Origin of the sequence: Streptomyces sp. NPDC046870 (assembly GCF_040704595.1) — a bacterium.
Classification (GTDB): Bacteria; Actinomycetota; Actinomycetes; order Streptomycetales; family Streptomycetaceae; genus Streptomyces; species Streptomyces argyrophylli.
In genome coordinates, this window is the sequence record NZ_JBEYXM010000039.1 from 23,585 (window position 1) to 50,429 (window position 26,845).

The window sequence follows — 26,845 nt, forward strand, 5'->3', positions numbered from 1 at the left end:
CGGTCCGCGCGGACGGGTTGTGGAATGAATCTGGAATGCATCCCCTTTTTCTGCGGAAATTCTTGATTTTCTCTGGAAGGGCGACCTTTGGATCGTTGTTGACTTCCCGATGAAAAGGAAGAACCCGGACCCTCGGGTATTCCGTGATAGCTTCCGAACAATTGTGAGGAGCCGGGGAGGAAAAATGATCCGTGGACGCGTGGAAGAGGACCCACTGGACGGGATCATCGGGCGCGAGCCGGAGATATCGCGTGTCCTGCGAGGCCTTTTCCCGAATCGGGCCGAGGACGCGGGCGCCCTCCTCCTCGTCGGTGAGCCCGGCATGGGCAAGACCACACTGCTGCACGCCGTGGCCGCGGAGGCGGGCCAACGCGGGACCGTCCTCCGCTGCGCGGGCAGCCAGGCGGAGCGAACGCTCGCGTACGGCGCACTGCACCAGCTGCTGAGACCCGTCCTGAACCACCTGCCCGAGCTGCCGGCTCCGCAGGGCGCCGCCCTCTCCCGCGCCCTCGGCATGCGGCACGCGGCTGCCCGTACCGCCGACGGGGAAGGCGGTGACGAGCGGCTGATCGTCGGACTCGCGTCCCTGAACCTGCTGCTGGCGTCGGCGAGCCACCGCCCGGTCACGATCGTCGTGGACGACCTCCAGTGGCTGGACGACGCCTCCCTGGAGACCCTGCTGTTCGTCGCGCGGCGCACAGCCGGCGAACCGGTGGGTCTGCTGGCGGCGGTACGCGGCGACGGCGTGTCCGGACCCGGGTGGCCCGACTTCGAGCCGGTGCCGCTCGGTCCCTTGTCCGGGGAAGCGGCCGGACGCCTGCTGGACGCGCAGCCCGTGGTTCCCCGGGGCCGCGTGCGCGGGCAGGTGCTGCGGCTGGCGGCGGGGAATCCGCTGGCCCTTATGGAGTTGGCGCGGGACGCCGATGAGCGGGGATTCCCGGGGTGGGACACGGCGGTGGGGGCGGGATTCTCGCTGCCGGCCCGGCTGGAGAAGGCGTTCGCGGAACGGTTGGACGGATTGCCGGAGGCCACACGCCGGGTGCTGTTGTTCGCAGCGGCCGCGGACGGACCGGACATGAGGGCGGCGCTGTCGTCGGCGGCGTCGGTGCCGGGTGGCGGGGCCGAGGCGTGGGCGGCCGCGGAGGACGCGGGGCTGGTGCGTCTGGTGAGCGGGAGGGTCGAGTTCCGGCAGCCGCTCATGCGCTCCGCGGTGTACGCGACCGCGTCGTTCGCGGAGCGTCGCGAGGTGCACCTGCGGCTGGCCGACGGGCTGGACGGAGATCCCGACCGGCGGGCCTGGCACCGGGCCGCGGCGTCCCTGGCGCCGGACGAGTCCGTCGCGGGCGCGCTGGTGGAGACGGCGGACCGGGCACGCCGGCGGGGCGGCTATCGCGTGGCGGCCGCGGCGTTGGAGCGCGCGGCGCAGTTGAGCGAACGGGGATGGTCGCGGGCGCGGCGGCTGCTGGACGCGTCCGATCTCGCCGTGCACGCGGGCGAGCCGTGGTGGGTCGAGGCGCTGACGGGCGAGGTGGCCGCGGCGACGGACGACCCCGGGATGCTGACCGAGGCGGCGTTGCGGAGGGGCTGGGCGCTGGCGGCGACCGGCCGGCAGAAGGCCGCGCTCTCCCAACTGCTGCCGCTGGCCGCCGACATGATGGACGCCTCGCCGGTGACGGCGCTGGACGCGGTCAGTCACAGCGCGGTGGTGCTGTACTGCAGCGGTGACGAGGTCTTCCGCCGCCAGGCGCAGGAGTTGCTGGCACGTGTCCCGGGCGAGGTGGGCAGCGCGTACGAACAGGTGTGGGCACGCGCCTGCTGCGATCCCTTCGGCGACCGTCGCGGTGCGCTGGCGGCGCTGCATCGCGCCGCGGCCGAGGCGGACGGCGTGCCCGGACGGCTGAGCGTGCTGGGCGGCGCGGCGTGGATCCTGGACGAGACGGCGCTCGGGGTGCGGTTGCTGAGTGCGGTGATGGAACGTCTCCGGACGGTGACGACCGCGGGCTCCAGCTCCATGGTGGGACAGACGCTGGCGCTGGCACAGTTCGACGCCGGTGCCTGGGAGGCGGCGTGCGAGTCCGCTGAGGACGCGCGGCGGGTGGCGGAGGAGAACGGGCTGGAGGCGGCGGCCTGGGTGGCCGTGTACGTCAGCGCGATGGTGCTGGCCCAGCGCGGGGAGGACGCCCGGGGGCTGATGGCGCGGGCCGTGCGGGGGCTCGACATGTCGGAGAGCCGGGCGCTGGGTGTGCGCATGGCGATGGTGCGTGCGGCGGTGGCCGCCGCCGAGGGTGACCACGCGCTGGAGTTCGAGTTGTTGCGGGGGCTGTTCACGGCGGGGCCCGATCCGCGGCCGGTGCACTACCACTGCTCCCTCTACGGCGTGGGGGACCTGGCGGCCGCTGCCGTCCGGGTGGGGCGGCCGGAAGAAGCGGTCGACGCGGTCGACGCGGTCGAGCGGTGGGTCGGCGAGGGGATGTCGCCGCGGCTGCGGCTGATCGTCGGACGGGCGCGGGCGTTGCTGTGCGAGGGGGAGGAGGCGGAGGAGCTGTTCCGTACGGTCCTGGGGGACCCGGTCGGGGAGCAGTGGCCGTTCGAGCGGGCGGTGGTGTCGCTGGAGTTCGGTGAGTGGCTGCGCCGCAGGCGCCGGATGAGCGAGGCGCGGGCCGAACTGGCGCGGGCGCTGACCGTGTTCGAGCGGCTCAAAGCGCATCCGTGGGTGGAGCGGACGGCCGGGGAGCTGCGCGCCTGCGGGGTACCCGTGCGGGACGCGGAGGGGCATCCGGGGGCGGTGGAGCGCCTGACCCCTCAGCAGTTGCAGATCGCGCGGCTGGCGGCGGCGGGGCTCACCAATCGGCAGATCGGCGAGCGGCTGCTGCTGTCCGCCCGGACCGTGGGCTTCCACCTGTACCAGGTGTTCCCCAAGCTGGGGGTCAGCAGCCGGACACAGCTCCGCGACGCGCTCAGCCGCGCCCAGAGCCCGCGGGAGGGGACACCGGACCACGCGTCCGGCACCGTGAGCAGGCCGGCTGCGCGCCCCGTCGCCGGTCCCGACGAGACCCCGTCACGGCTGGTGAGCCGGCGGTAGTGCCGAGAAGATCGCGCGTGGCTACAAGGAGCTGACCCAGGCGGAGGTGGCGCAGGTCAACGGCCATGCGTCATGGACGGTCCCGGGTCACCTCACCGACGGCTTCCGGACGAGCCGGTAAGTCGATCGACGGATCACCCAGGACGGGGGGAAGGGAAGAATCGGGGTCGAGGCGTCCCGTTGCCGCGTCGGGCCCGCGTCAGGTGACGTCCGTCGTCACCCGGCCGCGTCCGGCGCGCTACGGCCAGGCCGCCACACCCCCGATGAACCAGGAGACCACACCCATGGGAACCGACCAGCGCATCCTGCACCGGATCACCGAGATGGCGGACGAGGAACGCAGACTCCGGGACGCCCTCGCCACGGCCGGCGCGGACCGCGCCGTGGAGCGCGACCGACTCGGCGTGCTCGAACGGGAGTTGGACCAGTGCTGGGACCTGCTGCGGCAGCGGCGGGCCAGGGCCGAGTTCGGCGAGGACCCCGACGGGGCCCAGGTGCGGCCGCAGTCCCAGGTGGAGAACTACCAGTCCTGACCGGGCCGTGGCACACGGCGGGACGCGCGAGGCCGGCGCGGGCCACGCGGTGTATCCGGAAGTTGGGTCGCTTGAGTCCCTGACGCTCCGTCCGGACGCCTGTGACGTGCACGATCGCCGAGCACGCCGACAGCGACCGAAGAGTTCCGGTCGCTGTCGGCGAGGCGAGGCCGGGAGCGGTGCGGCTGCTCAGTCCACCCAGGAGGCGAACAGCGCGTTGAGTCCCTCCGCCATGGTCGGGTGCGCGATCAGACCGTCCCGCAGACGGGTGAACGGCATCTCGGCCCACATGGCCGTCTGCACCACGGACAGCACCTCCGCCGATTCCGGGCCGAGCAGGGCGGCACCGAGGATCTGCTCGGTGTCCCGGTCGACCACCGCCTTCCACAGGCCCCGCGTCTCCCGCAGGGTGCGCGCCCGCGGGATGGCCTTGACCGGCAGCTTCGCGACCCTGATGGAACGGCCCGTGGCGCGGGCCTGCTCCTCGGTGAGACCGACGCGGGCGAGTTCCGGGTCGGTGAACAGGTTCCAGGGCACCAGCCGGCCGGCCGTGCTGCGGGAACCGCCGTCGATGTTGGCCTTGACGATGCGGTAGTCGTCCAGCGACACGTGGGTGAACTGCGGGCTGCCGGCCACGTCGCCCACCGCCCAGGTGTGCGGGGCGTCGGTCGCGAGCCTGTCGTCCACCCGTACGAACCCGCGCTCGTCGGTCCGCACCCCCGCCGCCTCCAGCCCGAGGTCGCGCGTGACGGGGTCCCGGCCGGTCGCCGCGAGGATGTCGTCGGCGGTCAGGGTCCGCCCGTCCTCCAGCAGCACCCGCACCGTCTCCCGTTCCCGGGCCACTTCCTTCACCGCGACGTCGGTGATCAGTTCGACGCCGTCTTCCCGGAGGTAGTCCGCCAGTGCCGTGGCGATGTCCCGGTCCTCGCCGCGCAGCAGGTGGGGGCCGCGTTCCAGGACCGTCACCCGGCTGCCGAACGCGGCGAACATGTGGGCGAACTCCAGTCCCACGTAACCGCCGCCGAGGACCAGGAGCCGGTCCGGGACGCGGCGCAGGTCCATGATGCTCTCGCTGGTCAGCGGTTCCGCCTCGGCGAGTCCGGGGATGGCCGCGATGTGCGGCGTCGTCCCCGTGTTGATCACCGCGTCGGTGCCGCGTACGACCCGGCGGCCTCCGTCGTTGAGGTGGATCTCCACCGTGCGCTCCGCCACGAAGCGCGCGGTGCCCAGGACGAAGTCCATGCCGCTGTCCAGGAACTGCCGGTGGTTGAGCTCGACCATGTCGGAGACGACACCGTCCTTGTGCGCGCGCAGCAGCTCCAGGTCCACCTGAGGCGTGCCCAGCCGCAGCCCCAGCGACTCGGCGCTGCCGGCCCTACGGGCCAGCCGGGCGCTGGTCACCAGCGTCTTGGTGGGGATACAGGCGACGTTGATACAGGTGCCGCCGATCATGCCCCGTTCCACCATGACCACCCTGCGGCCGGCCCGCGCGGTGTCCATGGCGAGCGTCTTGCCGGCCTTGCCGCCACCCACCACCAGCAGGTCCACGTCTTCCACGAGTTCCTCCGCAGCGTTCATTCCCTCTCCGTCCTCCTCGGCCGTGCACAAGTGGTGGGCGGGGCGGCCGGCGCGTCACACACCGGCCGCCCGGGTCCAGGTTCGCCGCTCTGACAGGTGGACGCATCAGTCGAATGACTAGCCACACCGTGGCGCGATGCGGGAAATCCTCGCCGCCCGGCCGTGACGGGGCGCGGAACGGCGGACACCGGGGGCGGGGCGACACGCCCGCAGGACCGTCCCCGGACACAGGTCGCGGGGGTCGTCACGGGCGGTGCGGCGGCTTTGGCGGCGGGCGGCCGGGTTCCGTTCACCACGGTGAGTCAACCGACTGATGACCGTCGAGCGGCCCGGACCTAGCGTTTCGGCGTGGCCGCCGGACGGAGCACCACCTCGGTGGAGGGGTACGGCGGCGCGCAGGCGGCGGACCCGCTGCCGGAACGCCGTCCGGACGGTGAAAGGAGGACGCCTCGATGCCCGTGACACCGCGTCGACGCATCGGCGAAGAACAGGGGCCGGCACAGGCGGTGCGTTTCACGCTGCTGGGTCCGGTGCGGGCCTGGCGGGCCGGGGAGGAACTCCCGCTCGGCCCGCGCCAGCAACGCCTGCTCCTCGCCGCGCTGCTGGCGGGTGCGGGACGGCCCGTCCCGCTGACGGAACTCATCGGCCTGCTGTGGGACGGTGACCCACCGGTCAGCGCGGTGAACGCGGTGCACCGGTACGTCGGCTCACTGCGGCGGCTGCTCGAACCGGGCCTGCCGATCAGGTCGCCGGGCCGGTGGCTCGTCCGGCAGGCGGGGAGCTACCTGCTGCGTGTCGACGCGGACGGCCTGGACCTGCTCCGGTTCCGCGACCTCGTCCGGCGGGCCCGCGCCACGGCCGCCACGGGCGACCTCCCGGCGGCCGTCGACCTGTATCTGGAGGCGCTGGACCTGTGGCAGGGCAACTGCGCGGAGGACCTGGGCGCCGTCGCCGCGGTGCATCCGGCCTTCGCCATGGTGGAACACGAATACGCTCCGGCCGTGTGCGAGGCGGCCACCGCGGCCCTGCGCTGCGGCCGGGCCGGCTCCGTCCTGCTGACCGTGCGGCAGGCCGCCGACCGCTGCCCGCTCGACGAGGCGCTCCAGGCGTCCCTGCTGCTCGTGCTGGCAGCGGACGGCAAGCAGGCGGAAGCGATCATGCTGTACCAGACCATCAGGGCCCGGTTGTCGGAGGAACTGGGGGTCGACCCCGGGCCCGAGCTGCGGGCCGCCCACCAGAGCGTGCTGCGCGGCAGCCCGGCGGAGCCCCGGGTGCCGGCGTCCACCGGGTCCGCGGCACCGCCCGCGGCACCGCTCCCGCGCTCCCGGCCGCCGTGGATCGAGCCGGCCCAGCTACCGCCGGACCTGCCCTTCTTCACCGGACGGGAGCTTGCCCTCAACCAGGCGCTGGACACCGCGCACCGGGTCGGCGCCGGCCTGCGCGTCCTGGCCGTCGACGGCATTCCCGGGGTCGGCAAGACGGCGCTGGCGGTCCACTTCGCCCACCGCGTGGCGGGGGACTTCCCCGACGGGCAGCTCTACACGGATCTGGGCGGCTTCGCGGCACACGGCGACCCCGCGGATCCGGGTGAGGTGCTGTACGGGTTCCTGGAGGCCCTGGGCGTGGAACGGCACCGCATCCCCGCTTCCCTGGAGGCCAGGTCGGCCCTCTACCGCAGCGTCCTGTCCGGGCGTCGCGTGCTCGTGGTGCTCGACAACGCGCTCGACGCGGACCAGGTACGACCGCTGCTGCCCGGAACCTCCGAGTGCATGGTCGTGGTGACCGGCCGGAGCCGGCTGATCGGTCTGGCCGCCGCACACGGAGCACGGCTGCTCTCCCTGGACCTGCCCTCGGTGGCCGAGGCGACGGCGTGCTTCCTCCGCCGTGTCGGCCCCGCGCGGACCGACGTCGGCGTAGCCGTCGTCGAGGAGATCGTGGCGCGCTGCGGCCGGCTGCCGCTCGCCCTGGCCCTCGTGGCCGCCCGCGCGGCGAGCCGCCCCGAGCAGTCGCTGACCCGGCTGGCCGCCGAACTGGCCGCCGCGCAGGGCAGCCTCGGCGGCTTCGACGAGGAGGACAGCGCGAACGCCCTGCGCGGTGTCTTCTCCTGGTCCTACCGGACGCTCGGTGCCGAGGCCAAGCGGGTCTTCCGCCTGCTGCCCCGGCACCGGGCCTGCGACGTCGGCACGGCCGGCCTGGCGAGCGCGGCCGGTATCTCGCGGGACGCGGCGGCCACGGCTGTCGGGGAACTGGTGCGCGCCCGCCTGCTGGACGTCCGGGGTCGTGACCGGTACGGCGCGCACGACCTGGTGCTGGCCTACGCGGCCGAGCTCGGTCGTGCCGCGGAAGCGGACCGTCCGGCCGCTCCGCGGCGCTCGTACGTCCACTCCCGTCGGTCCGCGCGGCCCGTGGCGCGGCCGGTGCCCGGCCGGGCCGACGTACACCTGGAGCAATGGGCCTTCTGAACACACTTCGTGCGGCGAGGGTGTGCGGACGGGTCGGTCGCCGTACCGCCCCGTCGGCCGTACGGCGCGGCGCGCGGCCGGAGACGGCCCACACCCGCCGGCTCGCCGGCACGGGCGACGAGCCAGGGGCGCCCGGGGGGAGGGAGCGCCTGGCGTGAGCCCGTCTCACCGACGGGCCCGCGCGGGCCGCCACGGGCCAACCTGGTACCGTCCAGGCGGCGTTCGCCGTGGGGAAGCTCCGCGGGCTCACCGGCCGTGGCAGCCCGTCCTGACGGCGCCCGGCCGGCCACGACCCCTGTTGCATGCAGAGCCTGACCGGCGCGTCCAAGACGGATTCGTCCTCGGACGATGCGGTACGGCATGCCTTCCCGGTGCGCCGGACCCCCGCGGCGGCACAAGCACGTCGGTTGCCGAGCCCACGGCCCCTGTCAGAAAGGGCAGCCCGCTGTGAACACGTATGAGGTGGACGCGTTGCCGGGCGTCACCGAGCCGGACATCGACCCGAGGCTGCTGCGCGCCTTTCTCGCCGTGGCCAGGGAGGGGCACTTCGGGCATGCCGCCGCCGGCCTGGGCATCGCCCAGCCCGCACTCAGCAGGCAGGTGCGCCGGCTGGAACGTCTGCTGGGGACCGACCTGCTGGTCCGCACACCTCGGGGTGCCGAACTCACCGAGGCCGGCCGGACGGTCGTACCGGAGGCGGAACGCGCCCTGGCGTACAACCGGCGCCTCGTACGGGCCGCCCGGTCCACGGCCGACGCCGGACCCGCCCTCCTGACGGTCTCGGCCCCCCTGCCCAGCCCACCGGGCGGGCTGCTCGCCGAAGCGGTACGCCGTCTGTGGTCCGGCCGTACGCGGGTGTCGGTCGTGGAGCTGCGGGACGGGCAGCAGGCGGCAGCTCTCTCCGACGGGCGGGTCGACGCCGTCCTCACCTGGGATCCGCCGGTGGCGGACGGGCTGGCCTGCGAGGCACTGGTGGAGGAGCGCACCAGCGCGCTCCTGGCCCAGGGGCATCCCGGTGCTGCGACTGAGCCGATGTCGCTCGCGGCGCTGGGCGCGCAAGCCGTGCTGTTCCCGGTGCGCGAGCGCAGCCACTGCTGGGCCCAGCTGGACGCCGCGGCAGCGGCCGAGGGGGTGGGCATCACCCCGGTGCCCACGGCGCCCTCGGCGGTCGCCGACCTGGTGGCGGCCGGCCTGGGGGTCTCCGCCGTACCGGGGTCGTTCCGGTTCGCCGGGTATCCGGGTGTGACGTTCGTGCCGCTGGAGCGGCTGTCCGGCACGATGAGCGTGGTCTGGCGGCGCGACGACGACTCCCGGGCCGTGGCCGGCTTCGTGGCGGCCTGTCGCGACGCCGCTCGGTCCCTGGCCGCCGCGCACGGGGACGTCTGGCGGCTCCCGGAGGCGACCGGCCCCCTCGTCCGGCGCGCGGGGAGCGGCCCGGAAGCGCCCCCCGCCGTCTGACCCGTTCCCCGCGCCGGGACCGGCCCGCCGGGCGCCCTCCCGCCGCGGAGAGGGCCGCCCTCGGCACACCCGCCCGGTGGGGTGAGCACCGGGCCGGCTGCCGCCTGCCCCCTCCCCCGTACGGCGTCCGCTGCCCGCACCCCACCCGGCCGCCCCGCACGGTCGGGTGAGGACACCAACCGTCCGGTCAAGGCACCCCACCGTCCGGTCAAGACACGCACCACAAAGTTTCCACTCCCCATTCCGCATGCTGTTCCGGAGTCAGCGCGTGGCCCGATCCGAAACGGACGGCGAGCCCGCGGAAGGCCGCCCCGGCTGCACACCCCCAGATTCCTATCCCGTTCCGGCAGGGAGAGACATGTCCGCTGTTACCCACCACACGGCTCCTACGCAGTTCGTCGAGGCCGACGGTGTCCGCTACGCCTACCGCCGGCTCGGCTCCGGCGGCGAGGTCCCCCTCGTCATGCTCCAGCACTTCACCGGCAACCTCGACAACTGGGACCCCGCGCTCGTCGACGCACTCGCCGCCGAACGCGAGGTCATCCTGGTCGACTACCCCGGCGTCGCCTCCTCCACCGGCCCCTTCGCCACGACCATCGCGCAGATGGCGCAGCAGATCATCACCTTCACCGCCGCCCTCGGCCTGGAGCGGATCGACCTGCTCGGCTTCTCCATCGGCGGCTTCGCCGCCCAGGACATCGCGCTGGTCAGGCCCCGCCTGGTCCGCCGTCTCGTGCTCGCCGGGACCGGCCCCAAGGGTGCCCCGGGCATGCACGGCTGGCGCAAGGACATCGAGACGCACGCCCGCGCCGAGGTGCCCACCGGCGAGGACCTGCTCTACATCTTCTTCGCCCACACCGAGACCAGCCAGGCCAAGGGCGTGGAGTTCCTCGGCCGGTTCACGGCCCGCACCGAGGGCCGGGACGTGCCCAGCAGCCTCGCCTCGCGTGATGCCCAGTACGACGCCGTACTGGAGTGGGGCATCCCGGACCACTCCGCCTTGCAGCGCCTCACCGGCATCCAGTGCCCCACGCTCATCATCCAGGGCGACGACGACCTGATGATCCCCACGAAGAACAGCTACCTGATGGCCGGTCTGATCCCGGACGCGCAGATCCGGATCTACCCCGACGCCGCCCACGCCTCGCTGTTCCAGTACCCCGCCGAAGCCGCCAAGGACGTCAACGCCTTCCTCGGCTGATCCCCGCCCCATCATCAGGAGAACACCATGTCCGACCTGCTCAGCACCATCTTCGACGCCTACGGCGGGCGCTCCCGCTGGGAAGAGGCCAGCCGGATCACCGCCCGCCAGTTCTTCGGCGGCGCCCTGTGGGGCATGAAGGGCCACCCCGGCGCCCTCAACGACGTCGACGTCACCGTCGACCTGCGCCGCGAGTACGTCACCCAGAAGCCGTTCTTCCACCCCGACCACCACACGGCGTTCTCCGCCGACCGCGTGGCGGTGGAGGACTCGGACGGCAACGTGATCGAGGAACTGACCGATCCCCGCGCCTCCTTCGCGGGCCACGACCTGATGACGCCGTGGACGAGGCTCCAGCTCGCCTACTTCTCCGGCAGCGCCATGTGGACGTACCTCGCCGAGCCGCTCTCGCTCACCTACCCCGGCGTGCGGACGGAGGAGATCGGTCCGTGGACGGAGGACGGGGAGAAGTTCCGGCGCCTGCACATCACCTTCCCCGACAGCATCGCCACCCTCAGCACCGAGCAGACCGTGTACGTCGACGCGCAGGGTCTGATCCGCCGGCGCGACTACAGCGTGGAGATCGCCGGCAACACCCCCGCCGCGCACTACGTCTCCGGCCACCAGGAAGTCTCCGGCCTGGTCATCCCCACCACACGGATGATCTACAGCCGCGACGACGAGGGCCACAAGATCCCCGAGCCGCTCGTCGTCTCGGTCCGGCTCGAAAACGTCGCGGTGTCCTGACCCGCACGGCGCACCCGCGCCGCGGTGGCCCCGGCCGAGACGGGCGCCACCGCGGCGGACCGGTGCACGGCGGCCTCACCGGGTACCGAGGGCACAGCCCCCGAGACCGCACAGCCGTCCGGCCGCCCGAGCGGCCCCGTCCTCATCACGACCCGTCCGACCAGGAGAACCCTGCGACATGACCACCACCATGCGCGCCGTCGCCTACCGCGCGTCCCTGCCGGTGACCGACGACGAGAGCCTCCTCGACGTCAAGCTGCCCGTGCCCGAACCCGGCCCCCGGGACCTGCTCGTCCAGGTCGAGGCCGTCGCCGTCAACCCGGTCGACCACAAGGTCCGCAAGAACCAGGACCCGAAGGGCCGTGAGCGGGTGCTGGGCTGGGACGCCGCCGGCACGGTCGTCGCGACCGGTTCCCAGGTGGAGAACTTCCGGCCCGGCGACGAGGTCTTCTACGCCGGAGCGCTCGACCGGCCGGGCGCCAACTCCGAGTACCACGCGGTCGACGAGCGTCTCGTCGCCCTGAAGCCGACGACGCTGACCTTCAGCGAGGCGGCGTCGCTGCCCCTGACCTCGCTCACCGCCTGGGAGGGCCTGTTCGAGCGGATCGGGCTGCACCACGACCTGATCGACGAGACGGGCTCACTGCTGGTGACGGCGGCCGGCGGCGGTGTCGGAGCCGTCGTCAGCCAACTGGCCCGCGCGCTCACCGACCTGACGGTGATCGGGACGGCGTCCCGCCCGGAGACGGTCGACTTCGCCCGCCGCATGGGCGCCCACCACATCGTGGACCATCACCAGGCACTGCTGCCGCAGCTCGCCGAGGTGGCCCCGAACGGCATCGACCACGTCTTCAGCACCGCCGGGACCCACCGCAACCTGGCCGCCTACGCCGAGGCCCTCAACCCGTTCGGGCAGATCGTCGCGATCGACGACGTCGAGGACCTGCCCATCGGCCTGCTGATGCCGAAGAGCATCGGCTTCCACTGGGAGTTCATGTTCACCCGTTCCCTGTTCCGGACGGCGGACATGGACCGGCAGGGCAAGATCCTCACCCAGGTGGCGCGCCTGGTGGACGCCGGCGTCATGGTCAGCACCGCGACCAGAGACCTGGGCCCCGTCAACGCGGCGAACCTGCGGGAGGCCCACGGCATCATGGAATCCGGCACGGCCATCGGCAAGATCACCCTCACCGGCTTCTGAAACAGCCGGAGGACGGGGCGCCTCGGGCCCCGGTGCTGACGGTTCGGGCAGGAGAGTTGCACGTTGGTGCCTCGTCCACGGCGGACCCGGGTGTCATGAGGTCATATGGGGGAACGTGAGCGAAGCGGCTTCGGACACATGGGGCGTGCTTTCCGCAAGCGCCGCCGGAAAGGGACTCGTGACGACGTGAACATCGTGATCGAAGCTGGGGTGACGGCGGGCATCGCAGAGGACGGGGCGCTCACGTTGCTGTCGCCCCAGGGCGCTCCCCACTTCTACGCGCCCGAGGCCAGCGCCATGTGGATCGCCCTGCGGCAGCACGGTGGGAACGTCCGGGCCGCCGCCGCGGTGCTCGGGAGCGCCTGGAACGCCGATGTCTCGGCGGTCGGCCGGCTCCTCCGGAAGCAGGTGACCGACTGGCAGCGGGCCGGACTGGTCAAGGCGTCTCCCACCCCCGTCCACGCCTCCTGACCGGGACGGGCTGAGGCGTCAGGCACGCCCCGGCCCGGCATCGTGGGCGCCTGTGGGCCGGCTCAGCCCTGCGCGGTGCCCACGTCCCGGAGCGCGGCCAGGACTCCGGTGAACATACGAGCCTTGGTGGTACCGAGGGCGTCACCGGCCTTGGCCGCGTGCGCCGCGGCGATCTCCAGCGCTGTGCCGCGCACGGCGTCCTCGGCGACCGCGCGGTCTGCGATGTGAGCGGCTTCGGCCTCCGCACCGCCGTACCGGCGGCTGGTGAGCATGGCCTCTCGGGCGATCCGCGGGGACAGACGGGCCTGGACCAGGGCGGCCATGCCACGGGGGAACGCCATGCCCATGTCCGCTTCGGGCAGGCACCAGTAACCGCGGTCGGCGCGCATCACGCGGAAGTCGTGCGCGAGGGAGAAGATCGCTCCGGCACCGAAGGCGTGTCCCTGTACGGCGGCCACGGTGATCACCGGCAGGCAGAGCAGGCGCGCGAAGAGGCCGTGGACGCGCGCGGTGAACTCGTGGCGCTCCTCCTCGTGGGCGGACAGCCGGTCCAGGTCCAGGCCGTTGCTGTAGAACCTGCCCGTCCCGGTGGTGACGAGGGCGCGCGGGCCCTCAGCCTCTTCCACCTCCTCCAGGGCGGCGTCCACGGCGGTGACCCAGTCACGGTCGACGCGGTTCTCGCCGCCACCGAGGTCGAGGACGAACACGTCGTTCTGCCGGTCGAGTACGGGCATGTCGGCTCCTTGGGAGATGACTGGTCACATGACTGATGGCGGCGCCGGGACGATCGGACAGGGTTGGTCAGGACACCAACGGCAGGACCGAGCAGGGCGCTCAGACCCTCGCCGGTCCGCACACGTATTTGGAGCGGGCTATGTCCACATGGACCTCGGACCGGTTCGGCCCCGTGGCCGTCCTGACGTTCACCAGGGAACCCGGCAACTTCATGGACTTCGCTTCCATGGTGCAACTCGGCTCCCTGCTGGAGGACTTGGGCCGGCGTACCGACGAGGTGAAGGTCGTCATGCTGACGAGCGGGCTGGACGACAGGTTCATCGACCACGCCGAGCTGTCCGATCTGGCCCGGGCGGGTGCGGGACAGGCGAGCGAGGAGGAACTTGGCTCGTGGTCGCGTGCGCTGCGCCTGCTGGAGGAGATCCCCCAGCCCACCATCGCGGCCGTCGACGGTCTGGCCTCCGGCGGGGGCAACGAGATCGCCCTGGCGTGCACCCTGCGGGTCGCCTCCCCGCGCTCCCGCTTCCAGCAGCCGGAAGTGGCCGTCGGCATCATCCCGGGTGGTGGGGGAAGTGTCCGGCTGCCCCGGCTGATCGGCCCCGGCCGCGCGGCCGAGGCGATCCTCACGGGACGGCTGGTCTTCGCCGAGGAGGCGCTGAGGGTCGGGTGGGTGAACACCGTCCTGACGGGCACCGACTTCCCGCAGGAGGCGTTGGGCTGGGCCGGGTCCATCGCCGGGAACCCGGGGCCCGCGCTGCACGCGGCGAAGCACTCCGTCGTGGCCGGTTCGCGCCTTGCGTTCGGCGAGGCGATCACGACGGAGCGGCGCCTCTTCGGAGAACTCACCGCGGGCAACGACGCGCTCACGTCCGGGTCCTAGCCGGCGCTCAGGGTGCGGTGACGACCTGCCCCGCCCAGGACAGACCGCCCCCGAAGGCGAAGAGCAGAACCGGTGCGCCGGGCGGCAGTTCGCCGCGTTCGACCAGCTTCGACAACGCGAGCGGGACGGACGCGGCGGAGGTGTTGCCGGAATCGACGACGTCGCGGGCGAGCACGACGTCGTCGCGCAGGCCGAGCTGCCGGGCCAGCGACTCGATGATCCGCAGGTTGGCCTGGTGGGTGACCACGCCGGCGAGGTCGGTGGTGGCGATCCCGGCTCGCTCGCACGCTTCCCGGGCGAGTGCGGGCAACTCGCTGGTGGCCCAGCGGAAGACGGTCTGGCCTTCCTGGGCGAACCGGGGCTGCCAGGAGTCCACCAGCCGCACCGCGTCGCCTCGCGCCGGATCGGACCCCCAGGCGACCGGGCCGATGCCCCCGCCGGCCTGGTCCGTCCGGCTGACCACGGCGGCGCCGGCACCGTCACCCAGCAGGATGCAGGTGCTGCGGTCGGTCCAGTCCATGAGGTCCGACATCTTCTCGGCGCCGATGACGAGGGCGTGCCGGGCGGCGCCGGCCCGGATCGCGTGATCGGCGCAGGCGAGGGCCGTGCAGAAGCCCGCGCAGGCGTTGTTGAGGTCGAAGCAGACGGGCGACGGGATGTCCAGGCGGGCGGCGACCTGCGCGGCGATGGACGGGCTGCGGTCGATGGCCGAGCAGGTCGCGACCGTGACCATGCCGATCTCGGCGGCGTCGAGCCCGGAGGCGACGAGCGCCTTGCCCGCCGCCGCAGCCGCCATGTCGGTGACGGACTCGTCCTCGGCCGCGATCCGGCGGGTGACGATCCCGGTGCGCTGCCGTATCCAGGCATCGCTCGTGTCGACGAGGCGTTCCATATCGGTGTTGGTCAGCACTCGGGACGGCTGGTGGTGCCCCAGGGCGACGACACGGGATGCGGGCAAGAGGCTCTCCCTCGTACGGGCTGCGCGGTGGGTCCGGCGGACCGGGTGGAATATAGCAACCGATCGGTCGGAAGCTAAATGGCGGTACGGCTACGATGGGCGGTCATGAGCCCCCGCAAGTCCGTCGCCGAGACCCGGCACACCCGGCAGCGCATCGTCGAGCGCAGTCTGGCCATCGCTTCCGTCGAGGGACTGGAGGGGCTGACCATCGGCCGGCTCGCGAGCGAACTGGGCATGAGCAAGGCTGGCGTCCTCGGGCACTTCGGCACCAAGGTGAGTCTCCAACTCGCCGTCGTCGACGCCGCCGCGACCTCGTTCACCGAGGAGGTGCCGCGCCGCGCAGGGGACATGCGGCCGGGGTTGCCGTACCTGCGCGCGGTGTGCGAGGCGTGGGTGTCGTACCTGGAACGGCGATCCCTGCCCGGTGGCTGCTTCTTCACGGCGGCGGCGGCGGAGTTCGACGGCCGCAGCGGACCGGTCCACGACGCCGTCACCGCGCTGAACGCGCTGTGGCAGCGCGATCTGCGTGTGCACGTCCGGCGCGCGGTCACCGCGGGGGACCTGCCCTCGGACACCGATCCGGACCAGTTGGTGTACGAGCTGATGGGCGTCATGCTGGCCCTCAACCACTTCTTGCAGCTCCAGCACGACGAGGCCGCGCCCGCCCGCGCCCGCCGCGCACTCCGGCGGCTCCTCGGCTCCTGACCAAGAGGGCCCCGCGGCGGCCCCTCCGCCGCCGATCCCCTGCCGAGAGACCCCTCTCCCACGCCCGCCGCGCGCCCCCGCCGGACCGGCGACACCGTTGGCGAATCCGGTCCGCTGAGCCGAGGCACGATAGCCGTCACGCCATCTATGCCAAGATGCGAGGGTGGAGATGACCGACGTCACGCGTGCGATCGCGACTGCGACTTCGATCGCTGCATCGCTCGACCTGCCAGCCAACGACGCAATCGTTCTCCACAACTCGAACAAGCTGGCACTGCGGCTGAGGCCATGCGACGTCTTTGCCCGTGTCGCCCCTGTGGGACAAGAGGTTGCACAGTTCGAAGTCGAGCTCGCTCAGAGGCTCGCCGAAGCCGGATGCCCGGTGTGTCCCTTGGAGCCTCGGACGGACCCGCGTGTGTACACGCGCGATGGCTTCGCGGTGACGCTGTGGACCTACTACGAGCCCGTGACACCTCACACCTCACCAGTCGACTACGCCAAGGCGCTGGAGCGGCTGCACGCCGGCATGCGCAAGGTCGACGTGCCGAGCCCGAGGTTCACGGACCGGATCACGCAGGCGGAAGCAGTCGTCGCCGACCCGGATCGCTCGCCGGAGCTCGCCGACGCGGACCGCGGGTTCCTCAGCGGCAGGCTCGCAAGCCTGCGGCGAGCGATCGACGACCGCGGCGCCGTGGAGCAGTTGCTCCACGGCGAGCCGCATCCAGGCAATGTGCTCAGCACGACGCACGGCCCGTTGTTCATCGACCTTGAGACGTGCTGCCGTGGACCCGTCGAGTTCGATCTCGCCCATGTTCCCGAGGCGGTCTGCGAGCGCTATCCAAGCGTTGACCAAGGGCTGCTGGACGCGTGTCGCCAGCTCGTTATCGCGATGGTCGCCGCGTGGCGTTGGGAGCTTGGCGACCAGTTTCCGAACGGGAGGCGATTCGGAGAGGAACTCCTGCGCTTGCTGCGAGAGGGTCCTCCTTGGCCGACACTCGACACAGTTACCAGGCGGCTGGACGGTCTTCGGCAGTGACAGCCATCGGGCTTCGGCTCATCCGCCGAGTTCTGCTCGGAGGGCCGAGGGCTGCCAGGTGAGATTGGCGTGTGCGGGCTCGTGGGATGCCGGCCCACCAGGCGTTGAGGCGGTGCGAGTTCGACGCTGTCGCGGTGAGCTGGTGCTGTAGCCGGCCTTCGGCCAGGCCGTGATGGCGACATCGTCGCAGGCCGAAGCATCGGACGCCCCGAGAGATCGCGCCTTCGACACCGGCCCGGTCTGCGTACTGCTCTTTCCAGCCCTGGGTGTCTTCCCGGGCTCGTGCCTTGAGAACCGAGTGGTCGAGCCCTCGCTTTCCCCTACTCGGGCCCGACGAAGTCCGCGTCCGAGAACAGCTCGCCCAGCTCGTCACGGATGCGTATCGCCAGGCTGCCCCCCGGGAACGCGGCCCGCGCCACCCGGGCCGTCTCCTCCGGAACCCCACCGATGGGCCGGGGCCACCGCGTACTCGGCGCAGGAGCCCAGGCCGTGCGGGGACGGCAGCATGCCGACGCGACCGGGCTCCCACGCGCGGCGTGCACGCGCACAAGGATCCGCCCCAGACCTGGAGCGGGGCGGGATACGTTCACGGGTTTGAGGACCTCAAGATCACCGAGTGTGTCCTGACTGAAGGCGCGCATGGTCGCGGACGCCTGCGTGGCACACACGCTCGCACCTGCCGGCAGCGGCCGTCCACGGCGGGTATCTCATTCGCACCATCCCGCTAAGTGGTGCACCCACACCACTTATGGTTATGCTGACCGGCACCGGGACGGCGGACGGCCGCCCGGGCCCCTGAGAGAGGCAGACAGCCATGAGTGGCTCGCGGATGGACGAACTCGCTTTCTTCCTGGGCGTCTGGGACGCGCCGGGGCAGTTCCACGCCACCCCCTTCGGCCCGCGCAAACCGATCGAGATGAAGGTGACCGGTTCCGGCGAACTCACCCCGCACTATCTGCGGCTCAGCACCGAGGAGCAGCCGACCGCGGACAACCCGAACCCGCTGCGCGCCACATACGTGTGGGGGTTCGACGCCGCTTCCGACGAGTTCGTCGCGGACTGGTTCGACAGCAACGGCGGCCGGGCCCGGCAGCGGTCCTCGGGCTGGAAGGGCGACATCCTGGTGTTCGAGGGCACCATGACGATGAACGGTGCGACCGTTCCGCTGCGCGACACCTTCACCCGACTGGGGTCCGACACGTATCACCACATCGGCGAGATCGACCTCGGCCAGGGCTGGATACCGGTGGACGAGGAGACGGCGACCAGGCTCACCCCGTCCGCCTCCTGAACCGTGGACACCGCCCCGGAAGGAGAGGCATGAGCGCGCAGGACCCGGGGATGGACGTCGGCATCGCGTCACTGGCCGACTTCCAGCCCCGTACGGTCGACGGCCGTTCCGTGACCGCCGGCGACCGGCACGGCGGGCTGGTCGACCTCGGCGTCACCGCCGACCGGCTCGGACTCGACCACTTCGGCGTCGGCGAGCACCACAGCGAGGACTTCGCCGTCTCCTCACCGGCCGTGGTGCTGGCCGCCGTCGCCGCCCGGACCTCCCGCATCAGGCTCACCAGTTCGGTGAGCACCCTCAGCGCACTCGACCCCGTGCGGCTGTACGAGGACTTCGCCACGCTCGACCTCGTCAGCTCGGGCCGTGCGGAGATCACCGTGGGGCGCAGCGCGCACCCGGAGCCGTTCGAACTGTTCGGCGTGCCCCTGAGCCATTACGACCAGGCCTTCGCGGAGAAGCTGGGACTCCTGCTGCGCGTCCGCGGTGAACCGCGGGTGACCTGGCACGGACGGTTCCGGTCCCCGCTGACCGAGGCCGCCGTCGTGCCCCGGGCACGGCAGGACCCCCTGCCGGTGTGGATCGGAGTCGGGGGAACTCCCGCCAGCGCCGAGCGCGCCGGACGACTCGGGCTGCCCATGATGCTCGGGTACATCGGCGGCCCCCTGGAGCGCCTGGCCCACCTCGCCGCCGTCTACCGGGCGGCGGGCGAGGCGGAAGGGCACGGCCACCGGCTGCGCCTCGGCGTGGGGGTGCACTTCTTCAGTGCCGACGACACCGCCACCGCCCTCGACACCTACCCGTACTACCGGGACTTCCTGCGGCCCAAGCGTCCCGGGGGAAGCGGCTTCACCGTCTCACCGGAACAGTTCCGGGCGGGCGTGGGCCCGGCCGGGCACCTCCTGATCGGCACACCCGAAAGCATCACCGAGAAGGCGACCGCCCTCTATGAGGCGGTCCGTTTCGACCGTCTCCAGGCCCTCGTGGACTGGGGCGGCCTGCCCGGCGACGCGGTCGCCTCGTCCGTCGGGCAACTGGCCACCACGGTCGCGCCCGCACTGCGCCGGCTCGCGGTTCCGGCAGCCCGGTCACAGCCCGGTGCGGCACGAGGATGACGGCCGTGCACGGGGACCGGGCGGACCGGACCCGTTCCCCACCTGGCGGACAACCGTAAGCTGTCGGACCGTGCCACCCACCGACAACACCTCACCACTCCGGCAGCGCCGCGCCGACGCACAGGCCAACCGTGCCAAGATCCTCGCAGCCGCGGCCGAGCTGTACACGACGCGCGGCCTGGACGTCTCGCTCAACGAGATCGCGCGGCGTGCCGGAGTGGGCATCGCCACCCTGCAACGCAACTTCGCCGGGCGCGAGGAACTCGTCGCCGCGGTCTTCACGCCCCGGGTCCGCGCATACGCCGACGCCGTGGACCGGGCCCTGGAAGAGCCCGATCCCTGGGCGGGCTTCCGCGGGTACGTCGAGCACGTCGCCGCTCTCCAGTGCGAGGACCAGGGACTGGCCGTCGTACTGAACACGACGTTCCCGACCTCGGCGGAACTCGAAGCCCACCGGCGCCGTGCGATGCGCGGATTCACCCGTCTGGTCCGGCGTGCCAAGGAGGCCGGGGTCCTGCGCCCCGACTTCTCCCCGCACGATCTTCCGCTGCTGCTGCTCGCCAACGCCGGCGTCGTCATGGGCAGCGGGTCCAACGCGGAGAAGGCGTCCCGCCGGCTGGTCGCGTTCGTCCTGCGCGCCTGCGCCATGACGGACGACGAACCGCTGCCACCGGGGCCGCCCGCCCGTAGCCTGCTGCGCACCCTCGACCCACCCGTGCCCCCGACTTCCCGCCGCTGACGCCACCGCTCGGCACGGATGCCACCACTCGGCACGTAGCCGGCATGGTGACCGCGGCACCGCCGACGGCCGGCCGGCCGCCGGCCAGGAACCGTCCTGGCCGGCGGCCGGCGACGTTGCCGGCTGCCTCACGCGGCCACGGCGCCGCCGGACTGGAGGGTGCTGTAGTGCTGGAGATACATGCCGAGGGTGGGCGAGTGTTCCGCCATGAGCCCCGTGAACCCTTCGACGGTCGCCAGGTTCTCATAGGTGCCCTGGAGCTCGGACGCCACGGACAGCCACGTCACCGGCACTGCTCCGACCTGCACCAGACGCTGGACGGCCGCGTCGTGGATCTCCCGGGTCTCACCGGCGACGGCGTCGACCACGACATGGACGTCGTACCCCCGATCCAGCCCCGACATGGCGGTCTGCAGCACACACCCTTCCGTCATCAGACCCGACAGCAGCAGCTTGCGGCGCCCGGTCGCGGCCACGGCGTCGGCGAAGCGCTCGGTGGCGAAGGCGTCGAAGTTGCCTCGCCTCACGACGACTTCCCTGTCGCCCAGCACCTGCTTGAGCCGGTCGAACAGCGGCCCCGAGGGATCGGTGTCGGCGCCGTTGGTCACCACGAGAGGCAGATCGTAGATCACCGCGGTCTTCGCGAGAGCGACGGGGCGGGTCCACCCCGGCCGGTCGCGGCCTCACATGTTGATCATGTGGCCGGCCAGGCCGTGGACGGCCTCCTTGACCGACTCGCCGAGCGTGGGGTGCGCGTGCACGTTGCGGGCGACCTCGTGGACGGTCAGGTCCCACTGCTGGGCCAGCGTCAGCTCCGGCAGCAGTTCGGCCACTTCCCCGCCGATGAGGTGCGCGCCCAGCAGCTCGCCGTGCGTGCCATCGCTGATGATCTTCACGAAGCCCGCGGGGTCTCCGAGGCCCTGTGCCTTGCCGTTGGCGGTGAACGGGAACTTCGCCACCCGCACGTCGAAGCCGCGCTCCCGCGCCTGCGCCTCCGTCCACCCGAAGCTCGCGATCTGGGGCTTGCAGAACGTGACGCGCGGGATCATGACGTAGTCGAGTTCCATCGTCTCCGCCCCGCCGATGGTCTCCGCCGCCACGATGCCCATCGACTCGGCGGCGTGCGCCAGCATCAGCCTGGCCGTGACGTCACCGATCGCGAAGATGTGGGGGACGTTGGTGCGCAGCCGGCCGTCCACGTCGATGGCGCCCCGTTCGGTGAGCCGTACCCCCGTGTTCTCCAGGCCGTAGCCGGTCACGTTCGGCTGGAAACCGAGGGCCTGGAGCACCTTGTCGGCTTCCAGGACCTGCCGCTGCCCGCCGCGGGTGACGGTGACCCGTACCCTGCCGGCCTCCTCCGCGATGGCGTCCACCCGCGTGGAGGTGAGCACCTCGATGCCGAGCCGCCGGTACCACCGTGCCAGCTCGGCGGAGATCTCCTCGTCCTCCAGCGGGACCGGGCGGTCCGCGAACTCCACGATGGTCACGCGGACGCCGTAGTTGTGCAGCACGTACGCGAACTCGACGCCGATCGCGCCGGCGCCCGCGATGATCACGCTGTCCGGCAGCTCCTCGGCGAGGATCTGCTCCTCGAAGGTCACCACGCGCTCGCTCAGCCGGGTGCCGGGCAGCAGCTTCGCGGTGGCGCCGGTGGCGATGACGCAGTGGTCGAAGGTGACCGTCTCCGCGCTGCCGTCGGCGCTCGTCACCCTCAGGGTGTGCGCGTCGGTGAAGTGACCGCGCCCGTCGTACTGCGTGATCTTGTTCTTCCGCATCAGGAAGTTGACGCCCTTGGCGCGGCCGTCGGCGACCTTCCGGCTGCGCCGGAACGCCTCGCCGTAGTCGAACCGCACCCGGCCGTCGACCTCGATGCCGAAGGTCTTGGCCTCGCGGGTGAAGATGTGCGCGAGTTCGGCGTTGCGCAGCAGCGCCTTGGCCGGGATGCAGCCCACGTTCAGGCACACCCCGCCCCAGTAGCGCTCCTCGACGACCGCGGTACGCAGACCCAGTTGGGCCGACCGGACAGCGGCCGTGTATCCGCCCGGACCGGCCCCCAGGACGACGACGTCGTAGTGTGCGCCCATGGTCAGCCGGCCCTCCGGCTCGATACGGCCGACGGCACGGGGGTGACCTCGAAGGATGTCGTGTGCTCGCCGTGACGGGCGGCGGCGCCGCCGCGGGGGTGGACGTGGGGCTGGCTGCGCATGGGGGTGTTCCCGATTCTGGACGTGTGCGGTACGGATGGGTCGCCCAGGCGGGCGTGGGCCGCGTGACAGGCCCGGATCGCCCGCTGGGCGAGGGCCGTCAGCGGCCGAGGAAGGCGTTCACCTCTGCGGCGAACTCGGCCGGGTACTGGAAGAGGAACCCGTGACCGGCGTCCGGGTAGATGCTCAGCTTCGCGTTGGGCAGGTGTTCGGCCAGCAGGTAGGTGTTCTTGGTGGGGACCATCTCGTCGTTGTCGCCGTTGGCCACCAGGACCGGCTGCTGGATGGACTCCAGACGCTGCAAACGCGAGTCGTCCCGCACACCCCACGCGGAGATGGCGGTCAACTGCGCGTCACGGACGGCCAGGTCGGTCGCGGTGTCCCGCTCGGCGGTGCGCAGGCCCAGCCGCTTGAGGAACTCCACGCCCTTGGCCTGGCTGGACGCGCTCTTCTCGAAGAAGAGGGTGAGCAGGTTCGCGGCGGAGGGGGCGTCGTCGAAGGCCGCCTCACGAATGACGCCCGCCGTGTACTGGTGGATGTCCCGGCCGCCCCGGGGCGCCGTACCGGCCAGGACCAGCCGGCGTACCTGCCACGGGCGGAAGAGGGTGATCTCCTGCGCGATGAAGCCGCCGAGGGAGAAGCCGAGCAGGTCGAAGCGGCGCAGTTCGATGGCGTCCAGGAAGGCGATCGCGTTGTGCGCCATCTCCTCGACGGTGTTCGGAGTGGTCCCGGTGGAACCGCCGACCCCGGCGAGATCCACCAGGATGACCTCCCTCTCGGAGGCGAGAGCGTCGACGAGTTCGGGATCCCAGTTGTCGAGGTTGGCGCGGAAGTGCACCAGGCAGACCACCGGCAGACCGCTCGCGTTGGGGCGGCCGAAGCGGCGGTAGCGGTAGGTGACACCGTCGGCGGCCTCGACATGGAGGTTGGGCGTCGTGATCTGGCTGTGGGTGGATTCGGTGGCCATGGTGAGCGCCTTTCAGCACGGGTGGGCGGACTGGGGAGGTCGGGCGGGACCGCGCGGGCCCGTTGGTTCGCAGGGCGCTGCGTACGCACCTTGGGTACGTGGCCCGCGGGTATGTGGCCCGCCGACATGCGGTCCTACGGCATAGCGGCGAAGCTGTCCGGGCTAGCCGCGGGGACCGAGGCGCTCGCCCATGTTCAGTTCCAGGTCGTAGATGGCCTCGGGGCTCGCCTTCGCCGACAGTTGCAGGCGCTGCTGGACGAAGTCCCGGGCGAGCAGCCCGGCGAAGCGCTGGTGGGTGGCCGCCAGATCGTCGGGGCTGTGCAGCGGGGCCTCCTCGTTGACGATCTCCTTGACCGCTCGGAGGGCGTCGGTGTCGAAGGAGGCGATCCGCCGCGCGAACCGGTCGACGACCGCGTCCAGTTCGGCGTCGGGGACGGCACGGTTGACCCAGCCGTACAGCGCGGCCGTGTCGGCGTCGTAGTCCTCACCGGAGGTGATGATCTCCAGGGCCCGGGACCGCCCGGTGAGCTGCACCAGGCGCTGGATGCCGCCGCAGCCGGGAATGATCCCCGTACCGATCTCCAGCTGGCCGAGCACGGCCTTCTCCCGGCTGGCGAACCGCACGTCGAGCGTGGTCAGGAACTCGTTGCCGATGCCACGCGCACGGCCCCGCAGGGAACCCACCGTGATGAAGGGGGCGTTGCCGAGGCGGCCGATGATGTCGAACCAGGCCGGCATGCCCTCCCCGAACTCCGCGACTCTGCCCAGGTTCAGGTGTGCCATGAAGAAGTCGGGAACGGCGCTGTCGAAGACGACCACCTTGACGTCGTCGTCCGCCTCCAGCCGGTCGACGATCTTCCCGAGAGCGGACTCCACCTCGGGCTCGTAGAGGTTCAGGGGAGGATTGTCGAAGGTGACCCTCCAGTATCCAGGGCTCTGCTGTTCGGCACGCACAGGGGCATGCGTGGAGGAGATCGCGGTGTTCGACATGGAGAAGTCCCGGTTCGTAGAGTGCACGCGAGAAATGGCACACCGGCCCTGTCGCAGAAGACCGGTCGACTGACCATGACATTACGGCCGTCGGCGTGCCGGGCGCGGTGCCGGACGCCAACGGTGCCCGATAGGGCACACATCCCTCACTGCACCGTCCGAGGTGTCAGTCATTCCTCGCCCGCCGGCAGTCGTTCGACGGAAGCGGGCAGCTCCCTTCCGCGCTGGACTGTCCTCATATGTCGACCCCGGCGCGGACGCGGGACCTCACGCTTCGCTGCCCCTGCGCCCGATACAGGACCTCACCGTGACACCTGATGCGCTGACAGCCCCTTCCACCGGTACGGCCGGACCCGCGGGCCACCGGATCCGCACCCGTTCGGGCCGGATGACCGTGACCCGGCGAGCCGAGGCGGCGGACCTCGCGGCGGTGAACGCCATGCACGGCCGCTGTTCCCCGCAGACACTCTTCAGCCGTTACCAGACGGGGCGTTCCGCCCTGCGGCAGCACGAGTGGGCCCGTCTGACCCGGCAGGGTGTGAGCTGGGTGACGAGCCCGGTGAACCGTCCCGACGTGGTCGTCGCCACCACCCACCTGGTGCACGACGGTGCCGAAGGCCGCGGTGAGCTGGCCTTACTCGTGGAGGACGGCTGGCAGGACGTGGGGCTCGGCACGGCGCTGGCGTGTTGGACGCTGTCCCAGGCGCCGTTCTTCGGCGTCCGGGAGGCGGTGGTCGTGACGACGCGTGACAACCGCCGTATGACCGCCATCTGCACTGCGCTCGGCGCACACGTCGAGCCCGCGGAAGCCCTGGGCGGCACGCGGGACGGCACGGAAGACGGCAGTGACATCGTCCACTTCGTGCTGGCCGTGCCCGAGGAGGCCACGCCCCGGCATGTGTGCGGCACATGCGGCCATGCTTCGGCCTGACGCAGTCCGCCGGTGCGACCGCGGCACCGTCCCCGGCCTTACGCCCGGTGTGTCATGGGCGGGGCGGCGCAAGGGCCGTGGCGCGCACGCCAGGGCGGTCGCCGAGGTCACTTGGGCGGCGAGGTCCGTACTCCGTGCGCGCGGGTGATCAGGTACTGGAGCGGTGCTTCGGCGTACGGGCCGTCACCGGCGATCAGACGGGCCGCGTGCCCACCCAGGTCCTCGGCACTGAACCAGCCGGGGTCGTCCGCCCCGATGGCCGCCCTCGGACGGGTGCGAATGGGACCGATGACGAGTTCGTAGACCCTCGGGCCCGAGCCGTCCAGCTCGGCGGTGAGGGAACGCACCAGGGACTTCTTCGCCGCGTTGGTGGCGCCGACGAGCGCGGCGAACGGATAGGGGATTTCGGCGCTGAAGCCGCTGAGGTGCACCAGGGCCCCGTCCTTCCCCAACAACGGGGTGAGGGTCCGCAGCGCGTGGAAGTGACTCGTCAGGTTGGCGGCGATCATCCGCTCCCACTCCTCTGACGACGTGTCCAGGATGCCCGTGCGTTCCGGGCTCCCCCAGTCGCCGATCGTGATCACGACCCCGTCCAGGTCCCCGAGGGCGGCCAGCCGGTCCCGCACACCTGAACCGTCGGCGTCACCGACGTCCAGTACCTCGGTCACCAGGGTGCCGGGACCGGTTTCCCCGACGTATGCGGCGAGGCGGGCCAGCCGCTCGGCGTCGCGGCCCGCGGCCACCACCCTCGCCCCCTGGCCGAGCAGGGCCCGGGTCACACCTTCGCCAATTCCGCCGGTGGCCCCGGCCACCAGTACGGTACGGCCTTCCAGCAGCGGTTCCTCAGAGGTCTGGCTCATCGGGCACGCTCCCCTCTCCGCGATGCGCGCGACCGGGAAAGGGTTCTGCCCCGCTCACGGCCCGGCACCCGACTCACTAATGACCATCTGGTCACTAGCAACCGTACTCCCGCGCCGTCCCTCATGTCCACGTACGCGAGCCGGATTCCACCCTGCGGGACGTGGCGTCCGCCGGCCGGTTCACCGCGCCGCCCGCGAAGCGCACCCGGCAGCGGCTCTTCCTCGCGGCCGTCCCCAGTTCCCGCAATCCGACGGCCGGGATCACGGGAGACCCCGGCTCACCCCCCGCACGGGTGGCCCGGGCATACGTACGCCGCATGTCCGAGAGACCGCCAGGTGCTGGGCGGGGCACACCTGGACGAGCGCGTGAGCTCCGCGGGTGCCTGTCTCATCGGCGTGACGTTCGCGCGATACTGCTGCCTTGAGGCGGGCCGACGCCACACCGCCGACCCGGCGCGGGGCCGGCGCCCCGGACGACCGCCTGCCCGATGCGTACCGGGACCGCCGCCCTCGCCGGCAGGCAGGGCGTCCCGGGACACCGAAAAGTTCACGGCGTAAGTCATTAGACGGATACGCGCAGGTGTGTGTCCGGGGGACGGTGGGTGCGTCGCCGGCGGTGCGAGACCCTCGCACCGCCCCCACACCCGAAAGGACACCACCATGCCCTACATCACCGTCGGCCGGGAGAACACCACCGACATCGA

General features: G+C 72.0%; 23 protein-coding genes and 1 pseudogene. 15 read left to right on the plus strand and 9 right to left on the minus strand.

Features of this window, described 5'->3' with window-relative positions:
* Window positions 1-184: 184 nt before the first annotated feature.
* Window positions 185-3,082 (plus strand): AAA family ATPase, encoded by a 2,898-nt coding sequence (locus tag AB0946_RS39610; RefSeq protein WP_366765585.1) that lies wholly within the window; start codon window positions 185-187, stop codon window positions 3,080-3,082.
* Window positions 3,083-3,366: 284 nt separating this feature from the next.
* The gene (locus AB0946_RS39615; protein ID WP_366765586.1) at window positions 3,367-3,615 is read left to right on the plus strand and encodes a DUF2630 family protein; all 249 of its coding nucleotides are present in this window, start codon (window positions 3,367-3,369) and stop codon (window positions 3,613-3,615) included.
* A gap of 189 nt (window positions 3,616-3,804) precedes the next feature.
* Here the strand turns inward: AB0946_RS39615 and AB0946_RS39620 are convergent, their stop codons facing one another.
* Window positions 3,805-5,193, minus strand: a complete 1,389-nt coding sequence (locus tag AB0946_RS39620; protein ID WP_366765587.1) for an FAD-dependent oxidoreductase — start codon at window positions 5,191-5,193, stop codon at window positions 3,805-3,807.
* Between the two features lie 452 nt (window positions 5,194-5,645).
* Here AB0946_RS39620 and AB0946_RS39625 point away from each other — a divergent pair, with 452 nt between their 5' ends.
* The 6 genes from AB0946_RS39625 (at window position 5,646) to AB0946_RS39650 (ending at window position 12,733) form a co-directional block, all read left to right on the plus strand.
* Window positions 5,646-7,655, plus strand: coding sequence for an AfsR/SARP family transcriptional regulator (locus AB0946_RS39625; RefSeq protein WP_366765588.1), 2,010 nt, complete (start codon window positions 5,646-5,648; stop codon window positions 7,653-7,655).
* A 447-nt stretch (window positions 7,656-8,102) separates the two neighbouring features.
* Complete coding sequence (locus AB0946_RS39630) at window positions 8,103-9,113, plus strand: LysR family transcriptional regulator (protein ID WP_366765589.1); 1,011 nt, start codon at window positions 8,103-8,105, stop codon at window positions 9,111-9,113.
* A gap of 358 nt (window positions 9,114-9,471) precedes the next feature.
* On the plus strand, window positions 9,472-10,314 hold the full coding sequence (locus tag AB0946_RS39635; protein ID WP_058084934.1) for an alpha/beta hydrolase: 843 nt from the start codon (window positions 9,472-9,474) through the stop codon (window positions 10,312-10,314).
* Window positions 10,315-10,341: 27 nt separating this feature from the next.
* Complete coding sequence (locus tag AB0946_RS39640) at window positions 10,342-11,061, plus strand: hypothetical protein (protein ID WP_366765590.1); 720 nt, start codon at window positions 10,342-10,344, stop codon at window positions 11,059-11,061.
* Window positions 11,062-11,239: 178 nt separating this feature from the next.
* Window positions 11,240-12,262, plus strand: a complete 1,023-nt coding sequence (locus AB0946_RS39645) for a zinc-binding alcohol dehydrogenase family protein (protein WP_366765591.1) — start codon at window positions 11,240-11,242, stop codon at window positions 12,260-12,262.
* Between the two features lie 186 nt (window positions 12,263-12,448).
* The gene (locus tag AB0946_RS39650) at window positions 12,449-12,733 is read left to right on the plus strand and encodes a hypothetical protein (protein ID WP_014669416.1); all 285 of its coding nucleotides are present in this window, start codon (window positions 12,449-12,451) and stop codon (window positions 12,731-12,733) included.
* Between the two features lie 62 nt (window positions 12,734-12,795).
* Here AB0946_RS39650 and AB0946_RS39655 read toward each other — a convergent pair whose 3' ends face one another.
* Window positions 12,796-13,467, minus strand: a complete 672-nt coding sequence (locus AB0946_RS39655; protein WP_366765592.1) for an enoyl-CoA hydratase/isomerase family protein — start codon at window positions 13,465-13,467, stop codon at window positions 12,796-12,798.
* A 140-nt stretch (window positions 13,468-13,607) separates the two neighbouring features.
* On the opposite strand from AB0946_RS39655, the gene AB0946_RS39660 reads away from it, so the two are divergent.
* Complete coding sequence (locus AB0946_RS39660) at window positions 13,608-14,348, plus strand: enoyl-CoA hydratase/isomerase family protein (RefSeq protein WP_366765593.1); 741 nt, start codon at window positions 13,608-13,610, stop codon at window positions 14,346-14,348.
* Between the two features lie 7 nt (window positions 14,349-14,355).
* Here the strand turns inward: AB0946_RS39660 and AB0946_RS39665 are convergent, their stop codons facing one another.
* Window positions 14,356-15,306 carry a beta-ketoacyl-ACP synthase III gene (locus AB0946_RS39665; RefSeq protein ID WP_366765594.1) on the minus strand — a complete coding sequence of 317 codons (951 nt, stop codon included), beginning with the start codon at window positions 15,304-15,306 and terminating at the stop codon, window positions 14,356-14,358.
* Between the two features lie 105 nt (window positions 15,307-15,411).
* On the opposite strand from AB0946_RS39665, the gene AB0946_RS39670 reads away from it, so the two are divergent.
* Entirely contained in the window at window positions 15,412-16,011 is a 600-nt protein-coding gene (locus tag AB0946_RS39670) for a TetR/AcrR family transcriptional regulator (protein WP_366765595.1), read from the plus strand.
* Window positions 16,012-16,180: 169 nt separating this feature from the next.
* Entirely contained in the window at window positions 16,181-17,047 is an 867-nt protein-coding gene (locus tag AB0946_RS39675) for an aminoglycoside phosphotransferase family protein (RefSeq protein WP_366765607.1), read from the plus strand.
* Here AB0946_RS39675 and AB0946_RS39680 read toward each other — a convergent pair.
* A pseudogene (locus AB0946_RS39680) lies at window positions 17,016-17,351 on the minus strand (transposase); the annotation flags it as partial. The gene AB0946_RS39675 and the pseudogene AB0946_RS39680 sit on opposite strands and share 32 nt — an antisense overlap.
* Before the next feature lie 525 nt (window positions 17,352-17,876).
* Between AB0946_RS39680 and AB0946_RS39685 the strand changes: the two are divergent.
* The 3 genes from AB0946_RS39685 to AB0946_RS39695 all read left to right on the plus strand — a co-directional run bounded on the left by AB0946_RS39685 (window position 17,877) and on the right by AB0946_RS39695 (window position 20,189).
* Entirely contained in the window at window positions 17,877-18,338 is a 462-nt protein-coding gene (locus tag AB0946_RS39685; RefSeq protein WP_366765596.1) for a hypothetical protein, read from the plus strand.
* A 29-nt stretch (window positions 18,339-18,367) separates the two neighbouring features.
* Window positions 18,368-19,450, plus strand: a complete 1,083-nt coding sequence (locus tag AB0946_RS39690; RefSeq protein ID WP_366765597.1) for an LLM class flavin-dependent oxidoreductase — start codon at window positions 18,368-18,370, stop codon at window positions 19,448-19,450.
* 70 nt (window positions 19,451-19,520) lie between these two features.
* Window positions 19,521-20,189 carry a TetR/AcrR family transcriptional regulator gene (locus AB0946_RS39695; RefSeq protein ID WP_366765599.1) on the plus strand — a complete coding sequence of 223 codons (669 nt, stop codon included), beginning with the start codon at window positions 19,521-19,523 and terminating at the stop codon, window positions 20,187-20,189.
* A gap of 128 nt (window positions 20,190-20,317) precedes the next feature.
* Here AB0946_RS39695 and AB0946_RS39700 read toward each other — a convergent pair whose 3' ends face one another.
* The 4 genes from AB0946_RS39700 to AB0946_RS39715 all read right to left on the minus strand — a co-directional run bounded on the left by AB0946_RS39700 (window position 20,318) and on the right by AB0946_RS39715 (window position 24,377).
* The gene (locus AB0946_RS39700) at window positions 20,318-20,821 is read right to left on the minus strand and encodes an isochorismatase family protein (protein ID WP_366765600.1); all 504 of its coding nucleotides are present in this window, start codon (window positions 20,819-20,821) and stop codon (window positions 20,318-20,320) included.
* A 51-nt stretch (window positions 20,822-20,872) separates the two neighbouring features.
* Complete coding sequence (gene lpdA / locus AB0946_RS39705) at window positions 20,873-22,273, minus strand: dihydrolipoyl dehydrogenase (protein WP_366765601.1); 1,401 nt, start codon at window positions 22,271-22,273, stop codon at window positions 20,873-20,875.
* 220 nt (window positions 22,274-22,493) lie between these two features.
* Window positions 22,494-23,360 (minus strand): alpha/beta hydrolase, encoded by an 867-nt coding sequence (locus tag AB0946_RS39710; RefSeq protein ID WP_366765602.1) that lies wholly within the window; start codon window positions 23,358-23,360, stop codon window positions 22,494-22,496.
* Between the two features lie 162 nt (window positions 23,361-23,522).
* Window positions 23,523-24,377, minus strand: a complete 855-nt coding sequence (locus AB0946_RS39715) for an enoyl-CoA hydratase/isomerase family protein (RefSeq protein WP_366765604.1) — start codon at window positions 24,375-24,377, stop codon at window positions 23,523-23,525.
* Between the two features lie 280 nt (window positions 24,378-24,657).
* On the opposite strand from AB0946_RS39715, the gene AB0946_RS39720 reads away from it, so the two are divergent.
* Window positions 24,658-25,281, plus strand: coding sequence for a GCN5 family acetyltransferase (locus AB0946_RS39720; protein ID WP_366765605.1), 624 nt, complete (start codon window positions 24,658-24,660; stop codon window positions 25,279-25,281).
* 107 nt (window positions 25,282-25,388) lie between these two features.
* Here AB0946_RS39720 and AB0946_RS39725 read toward each other — a convergent pair whose 3' ends face one another.
* Window positions 25,389-26,141 (minus strand): SDR family oxidoreductase, encoded by a 753-nt coding sequence (locus AB0946_RS39725; protein WP_366765606.1) that lies wholly within the window; start codon window positions 26,139-26,141, stop codon window positions 25,389-25,391.
* Window positions 26,142-26,845: the final 704 nt, after the last annotated feature.

Bases quoted from the DNA above. Each gene is read 5' to 3' on its own strand.
- AB0946_RS39685 (WP_366765596.1), top strand. From the start codon at position 17,877: ATGGACGAACTCGCTTTCTTCCTGGGCGTCTGGGACGCGCCGGGGCAG.
- AB0946_RS39610 (WP_366765585.1), top strand. From the start codon at position 185: ATGATCCGTGGACGCGTGGAAGAGGACCCACTGGACGGGATCATCGGG.
- AB0946_RS39655 (WP_366765592.1), bottom strand. From the start codon at position 13,467: ATGCCCGTACTCGACCGGCAGAACGACGTGTTCGTCCTCGACCTCGGT.
- AB0946_RS39620 (WP_366765587.1), bottom strand. From the start codon at position 5,193: ATGAACGCTGCGGAGGAACTCGTGGAAGACGTGGACCTGCTGGTGGTG.
- AB0946_RS39640 (WP_366765590.1), top strand. From the start codon at position 10,342: ATGTCCGACCTGCTCAGCACCATCTTCGACGCCTACGGCGGGCGCTCC.
- AB0946_RS39645 (WP_366765591.1), top strand. From the start codon at position 11,240: ATGACCACCACCATGCGCGCCGTCGCCTACCGCGCGTCCCTGCCGGTG.
- AB0946_RS39725 (WP_366765606.1), bottom strand. From the start codon at position 26,141: ATGAGCCAGACCTCTGAGGAACCGCTGCTGGAAGGCCGTACCGTACTG.
- AB0946_RS39690 (WP_366765597.1), top strand. From the start codon at position 18,368: ATGAGCGCGCAGGACCCGGGGATGGACGTCGGCATCGCGTCACTGGCC.
- AB0946_RS39710 (WP_366765602.1), bottom strand. From the start codon at position 23,360: ATGGCCACCGAATCCACCCACAGCCAGATCACGACGCCCAACCTCCAT.
- lpdA (WP_366765601.1), bottom strand. From the start codon at position 22,273: ATGGGCGCACACTACGACGTCGTCGTCCTGGGGGCCGGTCCGGGCGGA.
- AB0946_RS39635 (WP_058084934.1), top strand. From the start codon at position 9,472: ATGTCCGCTGTTACCCACCACACGGCTCCTACGCAGTTCGTCGAGGCC.
- AB0946_RS39675 (WP_366765607.1), top strand. From the start codon at position 16,181: ATGACCGACGTCACGCGTGCGATCGCGACTGCGACTTCGATCGCTGCA.
- AB0946_RS39670 (WP_366765595.1), top strand. From the start codon at position 15,412: ATGAGCCCCCGCAAGTCCGTCGCCGAGACCCGGCACACCCGGCAGCGC.
- AB0946_RS39660 (WP_366765593.1), top strand. From the start codon at position 13,608: ATGTCCACATGGACCTCGGACCGGTTCGGCCCCGTGGCCGTCCTGACG.
- AB0946_RS39615 (WP_366765586.1), top strand. From the start codon at position 3,367: ATGGGAACCGACCAGCGCATCCTGCACCGGATCACCGAGATGGCGGAC.
- AB0946_RS39625 (WP_366765588.1), top strand. From the start codon at position 5,646: ATGCCCGTGACACCGCGTCGACGCATCGGCGAAGAACAGGGGCCGGCA.